The following is a 17300-nucleotide window of genomic DNA, read 5'->3' as shown; positions in this document are numbered from 1 at the left end:
AAAATCAGGTTAAAGATAAACCTGCTAAGCCAATATATATCCTAATGAGATATATTACACAATAAAAAATTTACCTGATCTGAATCAAAGTAGTTATTTATTAATAATGTTATGGGGGACTATTTTTGATATTCAATACTATTTACATACCATTCTTTTTTACCTTGCGGTGTAGGTACCTCAAAATCATCGTCTACTTGTTTTTTTATCAGGGCGCGCGCCATAGGTGAGTCAATTGATATGTAGTCTTTACGGTCGTATATTTCATCAGGCCCTACAATTCTAAATTTTTTAACCTCGCCTTGCTCGTTTTCTATTTCTACCCATGCGCCAAAAAATACTTTACCGTCTTGCTGCGGCGAGTAATCAATAACTTTTAAACCGGGTAAGCGTTTGCGCAAATACCGAACACGACGATCAATTTGGCGCAGTAAGCGTTTATTATATTGATAGTCTGCATTTTCTGAGCGATCGCCAAGGCTTGCCGCCCAACTCACTATTTTAGTGACTTCAGGGCGTTTAACGTTCCATAAATGGTCGTGCTCTTGCTGTAATTGTAAGTAACCTTCGCGGGTTATTAAATTTGTTTTCATGGGCTTTTATTCATTAACTCTAATGCTGTGCACGTTATTAAAATTGCTAAAATTTGTCGAGTGTAAACTTTAATATTATAACTTTGAAATGTTCAGTAACAATCTAAGCGCGCAATTAGATTTTGATTATTAAGTTTTTCATTTATATTAACTATTAATTGGAAATAAAAATAAGAAACACGCAATGGGACACGAAACCACAAAAGTATTAGTTGTAGATGACGATATGCGCCTGCGCAGCTTACTAGAGCGTTATTTAGTAGAGCAAGGCTTTATTGTTAGAACCGCCGCAAACTCAGAGCAAATGGATAGACTCATTGAGCGAGAGAACTTTCACTTAATGGTGCTTGATTTAATGCTACCTGGCGAAGATGGTTTATCTATTTGCCGCCGGCTACGCCAAAAAGAAAACGAAATCCCTATTGTGATGCTGACAGCAAAAGGCGATGAGGTCGACCGTATTATAGGCCTTGAACTAGGCGCAGACGACTACATCCCGAAACCGTTTAACCCGCGCGAATTACTGGCTCGCATAAAAGCTATTTTACGCCGCCGCGCCAAAGAAGTGCCGGGCGCACCCGCAGCGGAAGAAAACTTAATAGCCTTTGGGCAATTTACGCTTAATTTAGCCACGCGCGAAATGAGCGAGGGCGATAAAACCATTTCACTCACCAGTGGTGAATTTGCCGTACTTAAAGCGCTTGTATCACACCCGCGCGAGCCACTGAGCCGCGATAAACTAATGAACCTTGCCCGTGGGCGAGATTACAGTGCGCTTGAGCGCAGTATTGATGTGCAAGTATCGCGACTGCGCCGCATGATAGAAGTAGATGCTGCCAACCCGCGCTATATTCAAACTGTATGGGGTTTGGGTTATGTGTTTGTTCCTGACGGTGATAAGTAGTTTATATGGGATTTTTTCCGCGTAGTGCGTTTGGACAAACTGTATTTTTAGTGGCCGCTTTACTGCTAATTAACCAAATAGTGTCGTATGTAACGGTGAGCTTTTACGTTGTAAAACCAACCATAGAGCAAGTAAATTTAATGCTCGCAAAGCAAATTAAAACGGTATTTATAGACTGGGAAGACGGCGTAGAGATAAACGACGAAGTATCTGAAAAGTTTTTTGAAATTACAGGTATAGAAGTGATGACGCAGCGCGAGGCAATGCGCCAAGGGCTGGGTCAAACCCGAGAATACTCGATGCTGTCGCGTAGTATGTCTGAGCAATTAAATGGTTCTGCTCGGGTGCGTATTAGTCAAACCGACCCGCTGATTTATTGGGTAGAAGCGCCGCAAGCACCAGGTTATTGGGTAAAAGTACCGCTTAGCGGGTATCAAGAAAATAACCTCGAATTTTTAACGTTTTATTTATCAAGTATTGGTTTTTTAAGTGTGTTAGGCGGCTGGCTATTTGCTCGGCACTTAAACCGCCCACTAAAGGCGTTGCAGCAAGCAGCCGTGAAAGTGGGTAAGGGCGATTTTAGTAGTAAGCTTGAAGAAGAAGGCTCCAGTGAAGTAATAGAAGTTACCCGTGCATTTAACCAAATGTCGCGCGGTATTGCCGCTCTTGAAAACGATCGCCGTTTACTCATGGCCGGTGTTTCTCACGATTTACGCACTCCGCTTACTCGTATCCGCCTTGCCACCGAAATGATGAACGATGAAGATGACTACCTTCGCGAAGGCATCATTTACGACATTGAAGATATGAATGGCATTATCGATCAGTTTATTGAGTATTTACGCCACCACAAAACAGATGAGCTTGCTTGCGAAGATATAAATGCGCTAGTGACTGAAGTGGTTAATTGTGAGCTTAAACAGCAACGCGTTATTACCTTTAAAGGCAACCCCAGCGTAGGGCTTGTCCCGTTAAGTAGTGTGGCTATTAAGCGTGTAATTACTAACATGATTGAAAACGCGCTGCGCTATTCAGACGGCGATATAGAAGTATTAAGCTACTTTAATTCAAACAAAAAATACGTTGTGATAGCGGTAAACGATAACGGCCCCGGTATACCAGAAAGCGAACTAGAATCGGTGTTTGAGCCTTTTAAACAAGGTGACACTGCGCGTGGTAGTGAGGGGAGTGGTTTAGGCCTTGCCATTATTAAGCGTATTATTGATATGCACGATGGTAAAGTTAAGCTAGAAAACCGCCCAGAAGGCGGCCTAAGTGCACAAATTTATTTACCTATAAAAATACAAAACTCTGCACAGTAAGCTGTGCAGAGTTGGCTATTTCCATAACGTTAATAGTATTAAAACTTAAAGTGCTTTAAAGCGGATTGCTGTACCACCACTTGTTGCTAGTTTTAAAGTTAGCTTATCGTTTGCGCTAACTACGCGCTTTTCGATATCTAAATCGTACGGATTGTTTTTCCATTCAGCGTTTTTACCGTCTTGGTATATGTGCGCTTCAAACTTTTTACCCTTTTCTAAAAAGTCGAGTTTTACCTCAATAGTTCGGGCTTTCTCGTCGGTTACGGCGCCTAAGTACCAATCGTTTCCTGAGTATTTATCGCGTTTGCGCTCTTTACGGGCAAAAACAATAAAGTCGCCCACTTCGCCATCAAGCGCAATACTTTGCTGCCAATCGGTTGGTACGTCTTGAATAAATTGAAATGCATCAGGCTTGGCTAAATAGTTTTTAGGTAAGTCGGCGGCCATTTGAATCGGGCTATACAGCACAACATAAAGTGCAAGCTGCTTGGCAAGCGTTGTTTGTGGGCGGTTTGTATCATCGCCTAAGCCATTAAAGCCCATATCAAAAATACCAGGGGTAAAGTCCATAGGCCCTGCCAGCATTCGGGTAAACGCCAGCATAGGAATGTGCTCTGGTGGGTTAGGCGGCGTGCCCCATGCATTAAACTCTTGGCCGCGTGCCCCTTCGCGCGCAATCCAGTTTGGGTAGGTACGGCGCAGGCCGGTGTCTTTTATCGGCTCGTGGGTGTTAATACTAATTTTATGTTTAGCAGCCAGCTTTACGTTGTAAAGGTACTCGTTAACCATAAATTGGCCGTCGTGCCACTCATGACGGGCAATGCCGTTTTCGTCAATGCGTTTTATGTTTCCGCCATCCGCTACATAGCCCGTTTTAACTTGGCTTACGTTTGATTTTTCGTAAAGGGCAAAGGCATCCTCCATTTGGTCACGGTAGTTACTTACATTACCCGATGTTTCGTGGTGGCCAATTAACTGCACGCCTTTTTGTTTGCCGTATTGAGTAAGAGCCGCTATATCAAAGTCGTCGTAGGGTTGTGTAAAACTAAATACATCGCCATTAAAAAACCAGTCACCATCCCAGCCTATGTTCCAGCCTTCTACTAGTACGCCATCAAAGCCATATTCTGCGGCAAAGTCCATGTAGTACTTAGTGGTTTGTGTAGTGGCACCGTGTTTTTCGCCGCTGCCCCAGGTTTGCGTGTTTATATGCATGCCCCACCAAATACCCACGTATTTGCCAGGTTTTACCCACGACACATCGCCTAGTTTATTAGGCTCGTTTAAATTTAATATTATGTCTGAATTGACTAAGCCTACCGCGCTGTCGGCAATTTGAATGGTGCGCCAAGGGGTATTAAACGCACCTTGTTTTTTAACGGCAATGCCGTCTGACCACGGTGTTAAATCGGCATTAAAAGTGCCTGGGCGGCGCTGATTAAGCACCATGCCTGCGTAATCCACTAACGCTGCTTCATGAATGCTTATATGGGTACCGTCATTGGTTTTTAAGGTAAACGGCGTGTGTGCAAGGGGGACGTCATTTAATGCAGTGGTGTTGTAAACGTATTCGTATCGGTTCCAGCCGCGGGCGGGGATCCACCAGGCGGTGGCATTGTTGTTATTGTTAATGGCAAATTCGGTGAGCTCTTTGGTAATGTGTGTTTGCTCAAAGCCTGCTTGTTTTGGTACTTCGTATCTAAACCCAACGCCACTATCAAAAGCTCTAAAGCGCACTGTGTAGGTTGCACCATTAGGCTCGTTTTTTGTAAACGTAACCGCAACTTCGTTGTGTTTATCAGTAACCGTTTGTCGCTCGCCCCAAGGTTGTTGCCACTGGGTATTTACGCTTTGCTGCTTAACATGGGTAATTTTAAAACCATCGCTAAATGCGGCTTGGGTTTTAAATTCAAAACCCAGGCGCGATGCGTTTATAGCTGGTTTGTTTTTAAAGCTAATAGCGTAGCTGGGTGTGCTATTTTCATCTGAAATAGTCACTTTTATTTGTGAGTTTGGTGATTCAACTACAGCGGTTTGTGCAAAGCTATTGCCAGCAAACGCCAGTAGTAAAAGTGCGGATGTTCTCATTGTGTGTCCTTTGATGAGTCGGTGGTGACCTTTAAGGATAATGGCAGTGAGTTGTTAATACGACTGTCTACATACGTATTCAATGTTTTAAAAAATAGAAAGAATTTAACGGTTTAATCGGTCTATAATGTAAACAAATTGATAATAGCGATTAGCCCCATGATAAAACCCTTACTAAGTGTGTTACTGTTATGTATGAGTACTTGCGCAGCAGCAACAACAATAACTATAAAAAATGCCAATAATCAGCCTTTAGCAAATGCGGTTGTGTGGCTAAGCGGGGCATCAATTCAGGCCGGCAATCAAGCAAGTAAAACCTACGCAATGAGCCAACAAAACCGCGAGTTTACGCCGCGTACGTTAGTTGTTCCGCAAAATGCAAAGGTAGAGTTTCCTAATGCCGACTCTATCATGCACCACGTCTATTCGTTTTCTAAAGCTAAAACCTTTGAGTTGAAACTTTACAAAGAACAGCCTAAAGCGCCCATAACGTTTGATCAAACAGGGGTGGTTGAGCTTGGCTGTAATATTCATGACTGGATGCTGGGCTATATTGTGGTGGTTGATAGCACCGTTTTTGCAATTACCGACGACAACGGTATGGTTAATTTAACTGCCCCTAATGGGCAATACAGCATGAGTGTATGGCATGCTGGCTTTAGCGATATAAGCAACGTAGAAACCCACAGCGTTAATGTAAGCGAGTCACCTATACACTACACCGTAAAGCAGGCCATAGCCGAGCAAATAGACTTTGCTACGGATGAATTTGATGACTATTAAGCGCAAAAATACAGTATTACTTGGCTTACTTTTTATGAGCCTACCGGCTTTTTCGCAAGTTAAAGGGCTTATTCAGGTACGTGCGGTTGCAAGCGATGATACACAAAGCTTTCAAGATGGCGGTATTGGTTTATATCGCCATGGAGATAGCAGTGATAGCATTTTGTTATCGCAAGGAATTATAGACTTTAAGGCCGATTTAAGTAGCGCCTGGAGCGCACATGCCGTTGTTAATGCTAATCAAGAGCCGAAAACCACATTAGGTTTAAGCCAAGCGTATTTACAGTATCAGCCGTTAGTAAACAGCCGTTATAAATGGCATGTAAAGCTCGGTGGGTTTTATCCTAGTATGTCGCTAGAAAACCCCGATATAGGCTGGACCTCGCCTTACAATTATACTAATTCGGCCATAAACAGCTGGCTTGGCGAAGAGCTTCGCACCATAGGTGGTGAGCTTAGTATTAAGCGCCCAGGTAAACGTTTTAATTCTAAGCATAGTTTTAGTGTGAGCGCTGCTATTTATAAAGGGAACGACCCAACAGGGACGCTGCTTTCGTGGCGCGGATTTGCGCTGCACGACAGGCAAACAACATTTAACGAAAGTGTACAATTTGCACCTATCGCGGCATTAAATAGTGACGAATTACGTTGGCAAGCTAACCAAGTACTGCCTTTTGAAGAAGTAGATGGCCGCTTTGGCTACTATGCCGGTGTGCATTGGGATTATTTAAAACGCTCGCAGTTTAGGTTTTATTATTACGATAATAACGCCGAGCCCAGCATTTTTAATCGCACAACAGGGCAGTATGCTTGGCATACTCGCTTTGGCAGCTTAGCGTGGTTATATAAATTTACAGGTAAAACCCGTTTGATTGCCCAGCTACTCGATGGTAAAACCGAAATGGGGGCTAATAAGCTTATTTATAACCGTTTTTATAGCCATTATTTAATGCTCAGCCATAAAGAAGGTAAGCATAGGTTATCGCTTAGGTATGATTATTTTAAAGTAGACGACGATGACACCACCGCTTTTGACCCTAACGCCAGTCACGGCGAAGGCTTAACAGCTACGTGGCGTTACCAATTAACCGATATGGTACAAATAGGTGTTGAAGGCTCGGCGCTGCATAGCTTTGTACAAAATAGGCCGGGTAGTGGGTTTGCTCAGCGAATATCGCAGCAGCAACTTATGGCTAACGCTCAATGGCGCTTTTAACTGTGGCACTTTTAAAAAATAGATTTTAAAAAAGGGAGCTTTTAAAGCTCCCTTTTAGTTTCAAAAAAAGTGTGAATTATTTTTTATCAAATGCGCGTTTCATAAAGTTTGGTGTAGCAAGTGCGCCGTGATGAATGCCGCTGTTGTAGTATTCGCTTTGCTGTGCAACTTGCTCGGCATCGGCTTCTCTAAAGCCATCAAATGCTTGTGATTTACGAGCAAGCGTTACTGACCATAAACCGCTTGGGTAAATTGGCTGTGGAAATGGCAGTGTTTGTAAGTCGTTAAAGCCCACACTTAGCATGGCCTCGCGCATTTCTACTAGCAGTGGCATATGCATTAATGGCGATTCGCTTTGCTGCACTAAAATACCACCAGGGCGTAATGCGTTTAAGCAGCTAGTGTAAAACGCGTGGTTAAATAATCCCTCGCCTGGGCCTACTGGGTCTGTACCATCAACAATAACAACATCAATAGACTCGCCCGCAGCGTCACGCATGTATTTAATACCATCATCAAACATAACAGTTGCGCGTGCATCGTTGTTAGACTCACAAAGCTCTGGGAAGTATTTTAACGACATTTGCGTGACTACTTCGTCTATATCTATTTGCGTTACGGTTTCTACACCTGGGTGTTTTAAAACTTCACGTAATGTACCGCAATCGCCACCGCCAATAATTACCACGTTTTTAGGATTTGGGTGCGCTAAAAGTGCAGGGTGGCTAATCATCTCATGGTAAAAAAAGTTTTCGCGGGTAGTTACCATAGTACAGCCGTCGATGATCATTAAATTACCAAAGTCTGTGGTTTCGAACATTTCTACCTTTTGAAAAGGAGACTGTTTTTCATCCAACTTTTTGTTGATACGTAATGAAAATGCGCTGCCATCGCGGTCGCTAATTTCTGTAAACCACTTACTTTGATCTAAATTTGCCATAGTTGCTTTTACACTTTTTAAGTTGAGTATGAAAAAAGGGCAATTCTGCCAGTGCTTCGCGTTTTGCTCAATGAAATTTTAACTGCTTTGCCAATAAAGTTAGCCAGTATCGAGTTAAAGTTCAATTTTTGTTAGCGTAGGGGGTAGTGACGTATTAAAATGCGCCTTTATAGCTAATTGATTAAAGAAGAGTTGCCATGACTTGGGGTTTAGAAACAGCACGCGCTACATATAATGTTGCTCATTGGAGCGATGGCTATTTTGATATTAACGCACAAGGCGAGTTGGTTGCCTACCCAGATGGTGACCAATCTAAAAATGCGATTTCTTTAACGCAGCTCACAGAGCAATTTAAACAGCAAGGTTTAACATTGCCGGTGTTGGTGCGCTTTACCGATATTTTAAAAAATAGAGTAGATACACTCACTCATGCATTTACCTTAGCGCGCAGCAGCCGCGAGTACCAAGGCAAGTACACGTGTGTATACCCTATAAAAGTAAATCAGCAACGCTCGGTGGTCAGTAAACTATTGGCGCACCCAAGTGGTTTAGTTGGCCTAGAGGCCGGTTCAAAACCTGAGCTTATGGCAATTTTAGGGGTAGCCGATAAACCCATTACTATTGTGTGCAATGGCTATAAAGACAGTGAATTTTTACGTTTAGCCTGTATTGGTCAAGCCATGGGGCACAGCGTTAAAATAGTCGTCGAAAAACTCTCAGAGCTGACGACCTTACTTGAAGAAATAGATAACCTAGGCATAGAGCCTGCCATTGGTATACGTATCCGCTTAAACTCAGTAGGCAAAGGTAAGTGGCAAAATACCGGTGGCGAAAAAGGCAAATTTGGCTTAACTGCAGGCCAAGTGCTTAGTGCTGTTGAGGTGCTTAAAAAGCATAATAAATTACATTTAATGCAAATGGTGCATTTTCATATTGGCTCTCAAATTGCCAACATACGCGATATACACCGCGCCCTGCGTGAGTGCGCGCGCCACTTTGCTGAACTTACCCAGCTAGGAGTGCCGCTTAATACCGTTGATGTAGGCGGTGGCTTAGGGGTTGACTACGAAGGCTCAGGCTCACGCAGTGCGTGCTCGATGAACTACACCGTTGAAGAATACGCACGTAATGTGGTTAATGCTTTTGCTGAGGTGTGCGACCAACATCAACTTACGCACCCAGCCATTATCACCGAATCAGGGCGTGCTTTAACAGCGCACCACGCGGTGTTAATTACCGATGTAATAGACGTAGAAAAAGCGCCAAATCATCCAAATCCAGAACCGCCACTTAAAAACAGTGCGCTAGTGCTTGATGAAATGTGGCAGTGTTTACAGCGTTTAAACCCGCGTATGGCGCTAGAGATTTACCACGATGCGATGCACTTATTTAGCGAAGCGCACGACCAATACGTGCATGGGTTAGTAAGCATGCTAGAGTGGGCGAAAATAGAGCAATTATACTTTACTATTTTGCACCGAGTACGCGCATCACTTAGCAATAACGCGCGAGCACACCGTGAGGTACTTGACGATTTACACGAAAAGCTAGCCGATAAGCTATTTGTTAACTTTTCACTGTTTCAGTCGTTACCTGATGTATGGGGCATTGAGCAGTTGTTTCCAGTTATGCCAATCGAAAATTTAGATAAACCGCTTACCCAGCGCGCTATTATTCAAGATATTACCTGTGACTCTGATGGGCAAATTCGTGAGTACGTAGAAGGCGCGGGCATAGAAACCAGTTTACCTATACCTGAGTACCAGCATGGCGAGCAATACCATATAGCCATGTTTATGGTAGGGGCTTACCAAGAAATTTTAGGTGATTTACATAACTTATTTGGTGACACCGACTCAGTGCATGTAGAGCTTAACGACGACGGTTATGTATTAACCAATGCCATTAAAGGTGATAGCGTTAAGGATGTATTAAAGTTTGTTGACTATGATAGCGCCATTTTGGCACAAAACTTTGAATTATTGGTCAACAAGCTAGCAGTGTCTGAGCAGTGTAAAGCAGGGTATTTAGCCGAGCTTAATGCCGGGCTTGAAGGTTATACTTACTTCGAAGATTAACCGTACACTCTCAGAATTAAAAGCGTCGCTGTTTGGCGCGCATTGTTTAAAGGAAAGTAAATAAATGTCAGTAATCCGCAGTGTATTAAGTATTATGCTTTATACAATAAACACACTTATTTGGTTTGTGCCTATTTTTGTTTGTGGGCTATTAAAATTAATCCCTATCAAGCCTATGCAAAAGCTTTTAAGCTGGGTTGCTAAACAATGTGCCACTATTTGGGTGTCGGTAAATAGCATTAACCAACGCTTATTCACGCCAACAAAAATTAACGTTACCGGCCTTGAAGAAACCAAATTAAAAGACTGGTACTTAGTAATTGCTAACCACCAAAGCTGGGTAGATATATTAGTACTGCAACGTGTATTTAATCGTAAAATACCTTTTTTAAATTTCTTTTTGAAAAAAGAGCTAATTTACGTGCCAATTTTAGGTCTGTGCTGGTGGGCGCTCGACTTTCCGTTTATGACCCGCACCAGCAAAGCGCAGCTAAAAAAGAACCCAAAGCTACGTGGTAAAGACATAGAAACAACCCGCAAAGCCTGTGAAAAATTTAAAGAAATGCCAGTGAGCATTGTTAATTTTGTAGAAGGTACACGTTTTACAACACAAAAACATGCTCGCCAAAATAGCCCTTTTCCGCATTTATTAAAGCCAAAAGCAGGCGGGATCGCATTTGTAATGCAAGCCATGGGTGAGCAAATCTCTAAAGTGGTTAATGTGACCATTCATTACCCCGATGGCATCCCTACGTTTATGGACTTTGCCGGCGGCAAAGTGAAGCAAATTAATGTGCATGTAGACATTCGCCCAGTAAGCGAGGAGTTGATTGGTGATTACACTGGCGACTCTGAGTTTAGAGTCGGCTTTCAAAGTGAATTAAACCGTTTATGGGAAGAAAAAGAGCACACGCTTTTGCAGCTCGAACAAAACCATAAATAATAAGGTAATAAAAAATGGGCTTACAATTATGCTAAAAAAGTGGTTACCAAATTGGCTCAACGGCTTAATTGTAGGCTGCGTGATTTTTTCAAATGTAATCATTTTTGGCACCTTAGTATTACTGTTAGGGTTAATAAAGCTTGTCCTGCCTTTTTCTATAATTAACACCATACTGCATAGCGTGTACCGAGGCTGGTGTAATGGCAATCGGTTTGGCTTGTGGCTGGGCTGCGCCAATATAAAAGTAAACATAAACGGCGATGTAAATTCAAAAAGTTGGTACTTACTAATTTGTAACCACATGAGCTGGTTAGATATTGTGGTACTTAGCTCAATTAATGTTTTACCTGCGCCAAAGTTTTTTTTAAAAGACGAATTAAAGTATGTGCCATTTATTGGCTCTGGCGCATGGGCTATGGGCATGCCTTTTATGAAGCGCGTAACTAAAGCGCAGCTTGCTAAAAACCCCAAGCTTAAAGGACTAGATGTTGAGCGTACCAAGCAAAGCTGTCGTAATTTTAGGAATAATCCCACCACCATAATTAATTTTGTTGAAGGCACCCGCTATACACACGCAAAGCATGCAAGCCAGCAAAGCCCGTTTAAACATTTACTCAAGCCCAAAGCGGGCGGCATTGCCTTTGCACTTGAGGTACTTGGCGAGCAATTTGACGCCATGCTAAATACCAGTGTGGTGTACAGCGGCAGCACAAGCCATGTTTGTCGTAATATTTTAAAGGGCGAGCTTGATTCAATTTATGTTTCTATTGACGTGGTTGCTATAAACCAGCAAATGTTAGGTAGTTACCAACACGACAAAGCATTTAGAAGCCACTTTCAAAAGTACGTTAATGAGCTATGGGTTGCTAAAGACGCGCAACTTGCCAGCATTTATGCCCAACACGATTTACCTGAGCCACCCATTTGTAAGGAAATAGAAACACTATGACCAATACCCACCTGCAGGAGCTAATCGCTCCTTGGTTTGAAAAAGTACCCGACGCAGATTTTTTAAGTGCAATTACTGCAGCCTCTATTGGTGTTTTTTCGTTGTTAGTGGTGTATTTATTTACACGCCGATTAATGCTGCCAGGCATTCAAAAAGTGGTAACTAAATTATCTCCAGAGCGCATAGGGTTGCTTTCTCCGTTGCTCACAAAACTTAATAAGCGCATAGCCGGTATGCTATGTAGCGTGCTTTTTTTAGCAACCTTCGACAGCGTTTACCCTGTTAATGAGCTTAGTGCCGAAATACTAAAAACCATTGGCCAAGGTATATTAATTATTCATGTAGGCTTTATTTTTAGCAGCATTGTAAGCATTGCCGGCGCTATTTATAACCAGCTAGATTTTGCCCGCGAAGTGCCAATTCAGGGCTTATTACAAGTTGTTAAGCTGATCACCTTTATTGTGTGTGCAATTTTAATAGTCAGCATTGTGCTTGAAAAATCGCCTACCTATATTTTGTCGGGTTTTGGTGCGATAGCCGCTGTTACTTTATTGGTTTTTAAAGACACTATTTTAGGCTTTGTAGCCAGTATTCAAATTGCGGCAAACCGATTAGTTACTTACGGCGATTGGATTCAAGTAGAAAACTACGGCGCCGACGGTGAAGTAATAGACTTAGGGCTAAACACCGTAAAAGTGCGTAACTGGGATAACACCATTACGACTATTCCTACTTATATGCTGGTAGCAGGGTCGTTCAAAAACTGGCGAGGAATGCAAGAGTCTGGCGGCCGACGTATTAAGCGCTCGCTTAATATTGATATGCACAGCATATGCTTAGTAAGTGACGAATTTAGAAAACAAATAGATGCAGCTATACCACTGCATGAATATATACGTGTTGCCTCGTTGCCTGATCCGGTCTCTAACTTAGGCTTGTTTCGCCGCTACGCCGAGGGCTATTTAAAGCAGCATAACAGAATAAATACCTCACTGACGCTTATGGTGCGTGAGCTACAACCAATGAACCACGGTTTACCGATTGAGTTTTATTGCTTTAGTGAAGATAAACGCTGGATATCTTACGAGCATTTACAAGCCGAAATTATGGATCACTTATTGGCAGTGTTGCCAGTATTTGGCCTTAGAGCGTATCAAAGTGTTAGCGGGCAATTAAGCCCGCCAAATGCACAGCAAACCGATAAGCCGACCTTTAAAGTAATGGCAAATAGTGCTGAACAAGACCCACACTAATAAATAAAGCTAATAGCCACCAAATAGGTGGCTTTTTCATTCTTAGCCATGCAAAAGCAGCAATAACCAATGCAACCTGCCATAGGTTGTGAACGGCTGATGTCCAAATAGGTGAGTACAAAGCCGCCGCTAAAAAGCCGACTACGGCAGCGTTAAGCGCAGCAATAGAGCTTGCAAAGCGAGGTTTACTTGCCAGGTTTAACCAGCTTTTTTGAAACGCCAGCATTAATAAAAAACCCGGTGTAAAAATAAGTAGGGTTGCAGCTATGGCCCCTATTAAGGGTTGCTCTGAAGAGAGTTGCGCGCCTAAGTAAGTAGCTATTGTAAACATGGGGCCAGGGATAGCTTGAGCACTGGCATACGCACTTAAAAATTGATCGTTACTTAGCGCTGGTACGCCAGCTTGCAATACAGGCAATACCACATGCCCGCCCCCAAACACCATAGCGCCCGCTTGGTAAAAAGGAGCAAACAAAGTAAGGTCATCACCTAAAGGTATAAAGCTAATAGCGAGTAGTAATACAAATAAGCCTAAAGGGAGCCACTTAAACGCGCTTTTAGTATCTGCTTTAGGATCAGTATGGGTGTTGAGTTGTAACAGAGGCCAAATTGCGCCTATAGCAGCGGCACTCACTAAAATAGCTATTTGCGTGCCAAGTAAAGGAAATAGCAATAAAGCCAAGGTACTCATTACTGCGATAAGCTTGAGCGCAGCGCTGGTACAAAAGCTTTTTGCCATAGTGAGTGTTGCATCGGCCACAATAACAACCGCAAACATTTTTAAGCCCGCAATAATAGCAAAGTAAATAGCATCAAACTGATGCGCGCTTACCGCTAATAACAACATGATTAAAAAAGACGGTAAGGTAAAAGCGATAAATGCGGTAATGCCACCAATAACCCCCGCCCGCTCAACACCAATTGCAAAGCCCACTTGGCTTGAACCAGGCCCGGGCAGCGCTTGGCTTAAACTAATGAGCTGCGCGTAGCGGGTATCGCTTAACCAGTTTAATGTGTCTACAAAGTGGCGTTTAAAATAGCCTAAATGGGCAGCAGGGCCACCAAAACTCATGCAGCCAAGTAAAAAAAACTGTCTAAAAATAGCGACTAACATTGAGCTCATATCCTTTTTAAAAGTTCATTAAATTGTCACAAAGGAGTATGACACTTTTATTAAATGCATACATTAATTCGTAATCTACAAATAATACCAATCCACTTAATTAAGTGGATTGGTATAAAGCGAACTGCTTTTAACATGCTCTTCATAGTTTGTTCATACATGTATTTGCATACTCGCTTTATAATTCTTAATGAATAGGACATCACATGACTTTAACTAAATCACTTTTAAGCGTAACCGTAGTAGCTGTATTACTAAGTGGTTGCGAAATGAACAACACAGGCAAGGGCGCCGCAATTGGTGCAGCCGCAGGTGGCGTATTAGGTAAAGCAACGGGTAATCATAAAGACAAGCGTATATTTATTGGTGCTGCTATTGGCGCACTAGCGGGTGCTGCTGTAGGTGATTACATGGATAAGCAAGAAGAAGCGTTTCGTGATGAACTAGCAGGCTCAGGGGTTGAAGTTGTACGTGAGGGCGATAACTTACGTTTAGTTATGCCATCTAACATTACCTTTGCGACAGACCAATCTTATATTTCATCAGGTTTTAACGATACCCTAAACGCCATCGCTAAAGTAATGAACAAATACGAAAAAACCTACCTAAGTGTGGAAGGCCACACAGATAGCACAGGTAAAGACAGCTACAATATGAACCTGTCGCGCGAGCGTGCGCAAAGCGTTAAAAACTACTTAGTGAACCAGCAAATTATGGCTGCACGTATTAGCACTACAGGCTACGGCGAAACCCGCCCAATAGCCACTAACGATAGCGCCAATGGCCGTGCTCAAAACCGCCGTGTAGAAATTCAAATAGTGCCAAACACAGAAGGTTAGTTTTTGTTGAATTGCAATTCACAAAGACGCTGATACAAAGGGGAGCTTGCTAGCAATTGCTGGTGGCTCCCTGTTGCCTTTATTTCCCCATTTTCCATTACTACAATCACATCGGCATGTTTAACCGTTGCCAGTCTATGGGCAATAATTAACGTTGTTCTATTTTGCATTAAATGCTCAAGCGCGGCTTGTACGTGGTGCTCACTTTGCGCATCGAGTGCACTGGTGGCTTCATCTAAAAGCAGTATTTCAGGGTCTTTTAAAATAGCGCGTGCCAATACAATACGCTGCTTTTGCCCGCCCGATAGCCTCACGCCTTGCTCACCTAAAAAGCTGTTATAACCTTGCGGTAATTGCTTAATAAATTCATCGGCATGAGCATGTTTTGCGGCCGCATATACTTGCTCGTCAGTGGCGTTTGGGTTGCCGTAACGAATGTTATGCATTACATCTGAGCTAAATAAAATAGGGTTTTGTGCCACCATGCCCATTTTGTTCCTCAGGGTGCTAAGCGATATGTCTTTAATATTTACATCATGAAATTTAATCGCGCCGTGAGCAGGGTCGTAAAAGCGCTGTAGTAATTCAAATAACGTCGTTTTACCTGCGCCAGAGGGGCCTACAATAGCCACTGTTTTACCTTGCTCTATAGTTAAACTTATTTTATTAAGTGCGCTTACATCGGGGCGAGATGGGTAATTAAAGCTAATATCTTCAAGTGCAATGGCGGGGCTGTCAGTCTTTATTAATAGCTTTTCGTCTTGTGGAGTGACAGGGTTTTCTATTTCACTTTTAACGGCCAGTAATTCAAGTAGGCGCGCTGCCGCCCCAGCAGCTCGTTGTAGCTCGCCGTAAACCTCGGCTACGGTAGCCACCGACATGGCCACCATAATGGCGTAAAACACAAATGCACCTAGCTCGCCACCTGTCATGGTGCCTGCCAGTACGTCGCTGCCGCCTACCCAGAGCATTACGCTAATCGCACTAAAGGTTAAAAATATTACCGCAGCAATTAAAAAAGAGCGCTGTTTAATACGGCTCTTGGCAACGTTAAAGGCTTTTTCGGTTTCGTGTGCAAAGGCGTGTTGCTCACGCTGTTCGTGGCTATAGCTTTGTACTACTTTAATGTTTTGAATGATCTCGCCGGCATAGGTGCTTATATCGGCTATTGCATCTTGGCTAGAACTTGCAAGTTTGCGAACCTTTTTGCCAAAAACCATCATCGGCACTAATACTAGCGGCACACACGCAACCACTACGAGCGTAAGCTTTAAGTTAGTCACTAACAGCATTACCAAGCCACCCACTAACATTAATGCACTGCGCAGCGCCATAGAAAAGGAAGAGCCAATAATCGATTGCAGCAAGGTGGTGTCGGTTGTTAAACGCGACATAAGCTCGCCACTGCGGTTTTCTTCAAAGTAACTTGGGTGCAAGGTAACAATGCGATTAAACACCGCTTTGCGAATATCGTTACTGACTCGTTCGCCAATCCACGACATTAAATAAAAGCGGCTAAAGGTGCCTACAGCCAATAAGCTAATTAAACCAATAAGTACCAATACAGCTTGTTGAAGTTGCGCTTGAGAGCCAGCAATAAAGCCATGATCTATGACAAATTTAACCCCTTGCCCTAATGATAAGTTAACACCAGCGGTGACTAAAAGGGCGCCAAGTGCCGCCACTACCATCCATTTATACGGTTTAATAAACGCAAAAATAGGTAATAAACTACTAAAGGCGGCTTTTTCGGGCTTAGGGCTTGTTTTTGACATAGTGGATTCTTTTTAAAGGTTAAGGTATAGATATGGCACTAAGATAATAAAAATCAATACTTTTAAACATTAGCATCAATAAGGAAACGTTATGACTACTGCAACCGTAAGTGGAGAATTTAATGTAAATCTGGCCCCAATAGAAGGCTACGCAAGCGGCCAAAACGGCGTTAATTTAGGGCGTATGTCGATAGATAAAACATTTAAAGGTAGCTTAAATGCCACCAGCCAAGGCGAAATGCTAAGCGCCATGACTCCTACACAAGGCAGTGCCGGTTATGTTGCCATAGAGCAAGTAATAGGCGAGCTTGAAGGTAAAAAAGGCAGCTTTGTTTTACAGCATTTTGGTACTATGGATAAAGGCCAAGACAGTCTGATTTTAAATGTGATTCCCGACTCAGGCACTCATGAGCTAGAAGGGTTAACGGGCAGTATGAAAATACGTATTGAGCAAGGGATTCACTACTATGATTTTGAATACACGTTATAAAATA

General features: G+C 42.8%; 15 protein-coding genes. 10 read left to right on the top strand and 5 right to left on the bottom strand.

The window, feature by feature from the left end:
• Positions 1-119: 119 nt before the first annotated feature.
• Positions 120-593, bottom strand: a complete 474-nt coding sequence (gene greB, locus NQT65_RS17640) for a transcription elongation factor GreB (RefSeq protein WP_256851672.1) — start codon at positions 591-593, stop codon at positions 120-122.
• 184 nt (positions 594-777) lie between these two features.
• On the opposite strand from greB, the gene ompR reads away from it, so the two are divergent.
• Both ompR and envZ read left to right on the top strand, forming a co-directional pair.
• Positions 778-1497: an osmolarity response regulator transcription factor OmpR gene (gene ompR, locus NQT65_RS17635; protein WP_004587537.1), complete on the top strand. Its 720-nt coding sequence runs from the start codon at positions 778-780 to the stop codon at positions 1495-1497.
• A 5-nt stretch (positions 1498-1502) separates the two neighbouring features.
• The gene (gene envZ, locus NQT65_RS17630; protein WP_024033891.1) at positions 1503-2819 is read left to right on the top strand and encodes a two-component system sensor histidine kinase EnvZ; all 1317 of its coding nucleotides are present in this window, start codon (positions 1503-1505) and stop codon (positions 2817-2819) included.
• 45 nt (positions 2820-2864) lie between these two features.
• Here the strand turns inward: envZ and NQT65_RS17625 are convergent, their stop codons facing one another.
• A complete protein-coding gene (locus NQT65_RS17625) occupies positions 2865-4907 on the bottom strand; it encodes a glycoside hydrolase family 97 protein (RefSeq protein ID WP_138685096.1) in 2043 nt (680 codons plus the stop codon).
• A gap of 159 nt (positions 4908-5066) precedes the next feature.
• Here NQT65_RS17625 and NQT65_RS17620 point away from each other — a divergent pair, with 159 nt between their 5' ends.
• Both NQT65_RS17620 and NQT65_RS17615 read left to right on the top strand, forming a co-directional pair.
• Complete coding sequence (locus NQT65_RS17620; RefSeq protein ID WP_138685097.1) at positions 5067-5690, top strand: methylamine utilization protein; 624 nt, start codon at positions 5067-5069, stop codon at positions 5688-5690.
• Positions 5680-6906 carry a hypothetical protein gene (locus NQT65_RS17615; protein ID WP_126008487.1) on the top strand — a complete coding sequence of 409 codons (1227 nt, stop codon included), beginning with the start codon at positions 5680-5682 and terminating at the stop codon, positions 6904-6906. Before NQT65_RS17620 ends, NQT65_RS17615 begins: the two co-directional genes overlap by 11 nt.
• A gap of 76 nt (positions 6907-6982) precedes the next feature.
• Here NQT65_RS17615 and speE read toward each other — a convergent pair whose 3' ends face one another.
• Entirely contained in the window at positions 6983-7846 is an 864-nt protein-coding gene (speE, locus tag NQT65_RS17610; protein WP_029773673.1) for a polyamine aminopropyltransferase, read from the bottom strand.
• A gap of 197 nt (positions 7847-8043) precedes the next feature.
• Here speE and speA point away from each other — a divergent pair, with 197 nt between their 5' ends.
• The 4 genes from speA to NQT65_RS17590 all read left to right on the top strand — a co-directional run bounded on the left by speA (position 8044) and on the right by NQT65_RS17590 (position 13069).
• On the top strand, positions 8044-9924 hold the full coding sequence (gene speA, locus NQT65_RS17605) for a biosynthetic arginine decarboxylase (protein WP_029773672.1): 1881 nt from the start codon (positions 8044-8046) through the stop codon (positions 9922-9924).
• A gap of 64 nt (positions 9925-9988) precedes the next feature.
• The gene (locus NQT65_RS17600) at positions 9989-10867 is read left to right on the top strand and encodes a 1-acylglycerol-3-phosphate O-acyltransferase, YihG family (protein ID WP_004587544.1); all 879 of its coding nucleotides are present in this window, start codon (positions 9989-9991) and stop codon (positions 10865-10867) included.
• Between the two features lie 28 nt (positions 10868-10895).
• Positions 10896-11816 carry a 1-acylglycerol-3-phosphate O-acyltransferase, YihG family gene (locus NQT65_RS17595; protein WP_024033886.1) on the top strand — a complete coding sequence of 307 codons (921 nt, stop codon included), beginning with the start codon at positions 10896-10898 and terminating at the stop codon, positions 11814-11816.
• Positions 11813-13069, top strand: coding sequence for a mechanosensitive ion channel family protein (locus NQT65_RS17590; RefSeq protein WP_004587546.1), 1257 nt, complete (start codon positions 11813-11815; stop codon positions 13067-13069). Before NQT65_RS17595 ends, NQT65_RS17590 begins: the two co-directional genes overlap by 4 nt.
• On the opposite strand, the gene chrA is transcribed toward NQT65_RS17590, so the two are convergent.
• Entirely contained in the window at positions 13029-14183 is a 1155-nt protein-coding gene (chrA, locus tag NQT65_RS17585) for a chromate efflux transporter (protein ID WP_256851696.1), read from the bottom strand. The genes NQT65_RS17590 and chrA overlap by 41 nt on opposite strands.
• 215 nt (positions 14184-14398) lie before the next feature.
• Here chrA and NQT65_RS17580 point away from each other — a divergent pair, with 215 nt between their 5' ends.
• The gene (locus NQT65_RS17580) at positions 14399-15031 is read left to right on the top strand and encodes a YiaD family glycine zipper/OmpA-like lipoprotein (RefSeq protein ID WP_004587548.1); all 633 of its coding nucleotides are present in this window, start codon (positions 14399-14401) and stop codon (positions 15029-15031) included.
• On the opposite strand, the gene NQT65_RS17575 is transcribed toward NQT65_RS17580, so the two are convergent.
• Positions 15028-16806 (bottom strand): ABC transporter transmembrane domain-containing protein, encoded by a 1779-nt coding sequence (locus tag NQT65_RS17575; protein WP_256851671.1) that lies wholly within the window; start codon positions 16804-16806, stop codon positions 15028-15030. The genes NQT65_RS17580 and NQT65_RS17575 overlap by 4 nt on opposite strands.
• A 91-nt stretch (positions 16807-16897) precedes the next feature.
• On the opposite strand from NQT65_RS17575, the gene NQT65_RS17570 reads away from it, so the two are divergent.
• Positions 16898-17296 (top strand): DUF3224 domain-containing protein, encoded by a 399-nt coding sequence (locus NQT65_RS17570; protein ID WP_004587550.1) that lies wholly within the window; start codon positions 16898-16900, stop codon positions 17294-17296.
• Positions 17297-17300 lie beyond the last annotated feature (4 nt).

The sequence above is a fragment of the Pseudoalteromonas agarivorans genome, assembly GCF_024518735.1.
In the GTDB taxonomy this organism is placed as follows: Bacteria; Pseudomonadota; Gammaproteobacteria; order Enterobacterales; family Alteromonadaceae; genus Pseudoalteromonas; species Pseudoalteromonas atlantica.
Note: the sequence above shows the minus strand (reverse complement) of the source record. Positions and strands in the feature narration are given on the sequence as shown.

What these genes read in the sequence shown, in the direction of transcription:
- ompR (WP_004587537.1), top strand. Translation starts at nt 778, where the DNA reads ATGGGACACGAAACCACAAAAGTATTAGTTGTAGATGACGATATGCGC.
- NQT65_RS17575 (WP_256851671.1), bottom strand. Translation starts at nt 16,806, where the DNA reads ATGTCAAAAACAAGCCCTAAGCCCGAAAAAGCCGCCTTTAGTAGTTTA.
- chrA (WP_256851696.1), bottom strand. Translation starts at nt 14,183, where the DNA reads ATGTTAGTCGCTATTTTTAGACAGTTTTTTTTACTTGGCTGCATGAGT.
- NQT65_RS17615 (WP_126008487.1), top strand. Translation starts at nt 5,680, where the DNA reads ATGACTATTAAGCGCAAAAATACAGTATTACTTGGCTTACTTTTTATG.
- NQT65_RS17600 (WP_004587544.1), top strand. Translation starts at nt 9,989, where the DNA reads ATGTCAGTAATCCGCAGTGTATTAAGTATTATGCTTTATACAATAAAC.
- speE (WP_029773673.1), bottom strand. Translation starts at nt 7,846, where the DNA reads ATGGCAAATTTAGATCAAAGTAAGTGGTTTACAGAAATTAGCGACCGC.
- NQT65_RS17595 (WP_024033886.1), top strand. Translation starts at nt 10,896, where the DNA reads ATGCTAAAAAAGTGGTTACCAAATTGGCTCAACGGCTTAATTGTAGGC.
- NQT65_RS17580 (WP_004587548.1), top strand. Translation starts at nt 14,399, where the DNA reads ATGACTTTAACTAAATCACTTTTAAGCGTAACCGTAGTAGCTGTATTA.
- NQT65_RS17620 (WP_138685097.1), top strand. Translation starts at nt 5,067, where the DNA reads ATGATAAAACCCTTACTAAGTGTGTTACTGTTATGTATGAGTACTTGC.
- NQT65_RS17590 (WP_004587546.1), top strand. Translation starts at nt 11,813, where the DNA reads ATGACCAATACCCACCTGCAGGAGCTAATCGCTCCTTGGTTTGAAAAA.
- NQT65_RS17570 (WP_004587550.1), top strand. Translation starts at nt 16,898, where the DNA reads ATGACTACTGCAACCGTAAGTGGAGAATTTAATGTAAATCTGGCCCCA.
- speA (WP_029773672.1), top strand. Translation starts at nt 8,044, where the DNA reads ATGACTTGGGGTTTAGAAACAGCACGCGCTACATATAATGTTGCTCAT.
- envZ (WP_024033891.1), top strand. Translation starts at nt 1,503, where the DNA reads ATGGGATTTTTTCCGCGTAGTGCGTTTGGACAAACTGTATTTTTAGTG.
- NQT65_RS17625 (WP_138685096.1), bottom strand. Translation starts at nt 4,907, where the DNA reads ATGAGAACATCCGCACTTTTACTACTGGCGTTTGCTGGCAATAGCTTT.
- greB (WP_256851672.1), bottom strand. Translation starts at nt 593, where the DNA reads ATGAAAACAAATTTAATAACCCGCGAAGGTTACTTACAATTACAGCAA.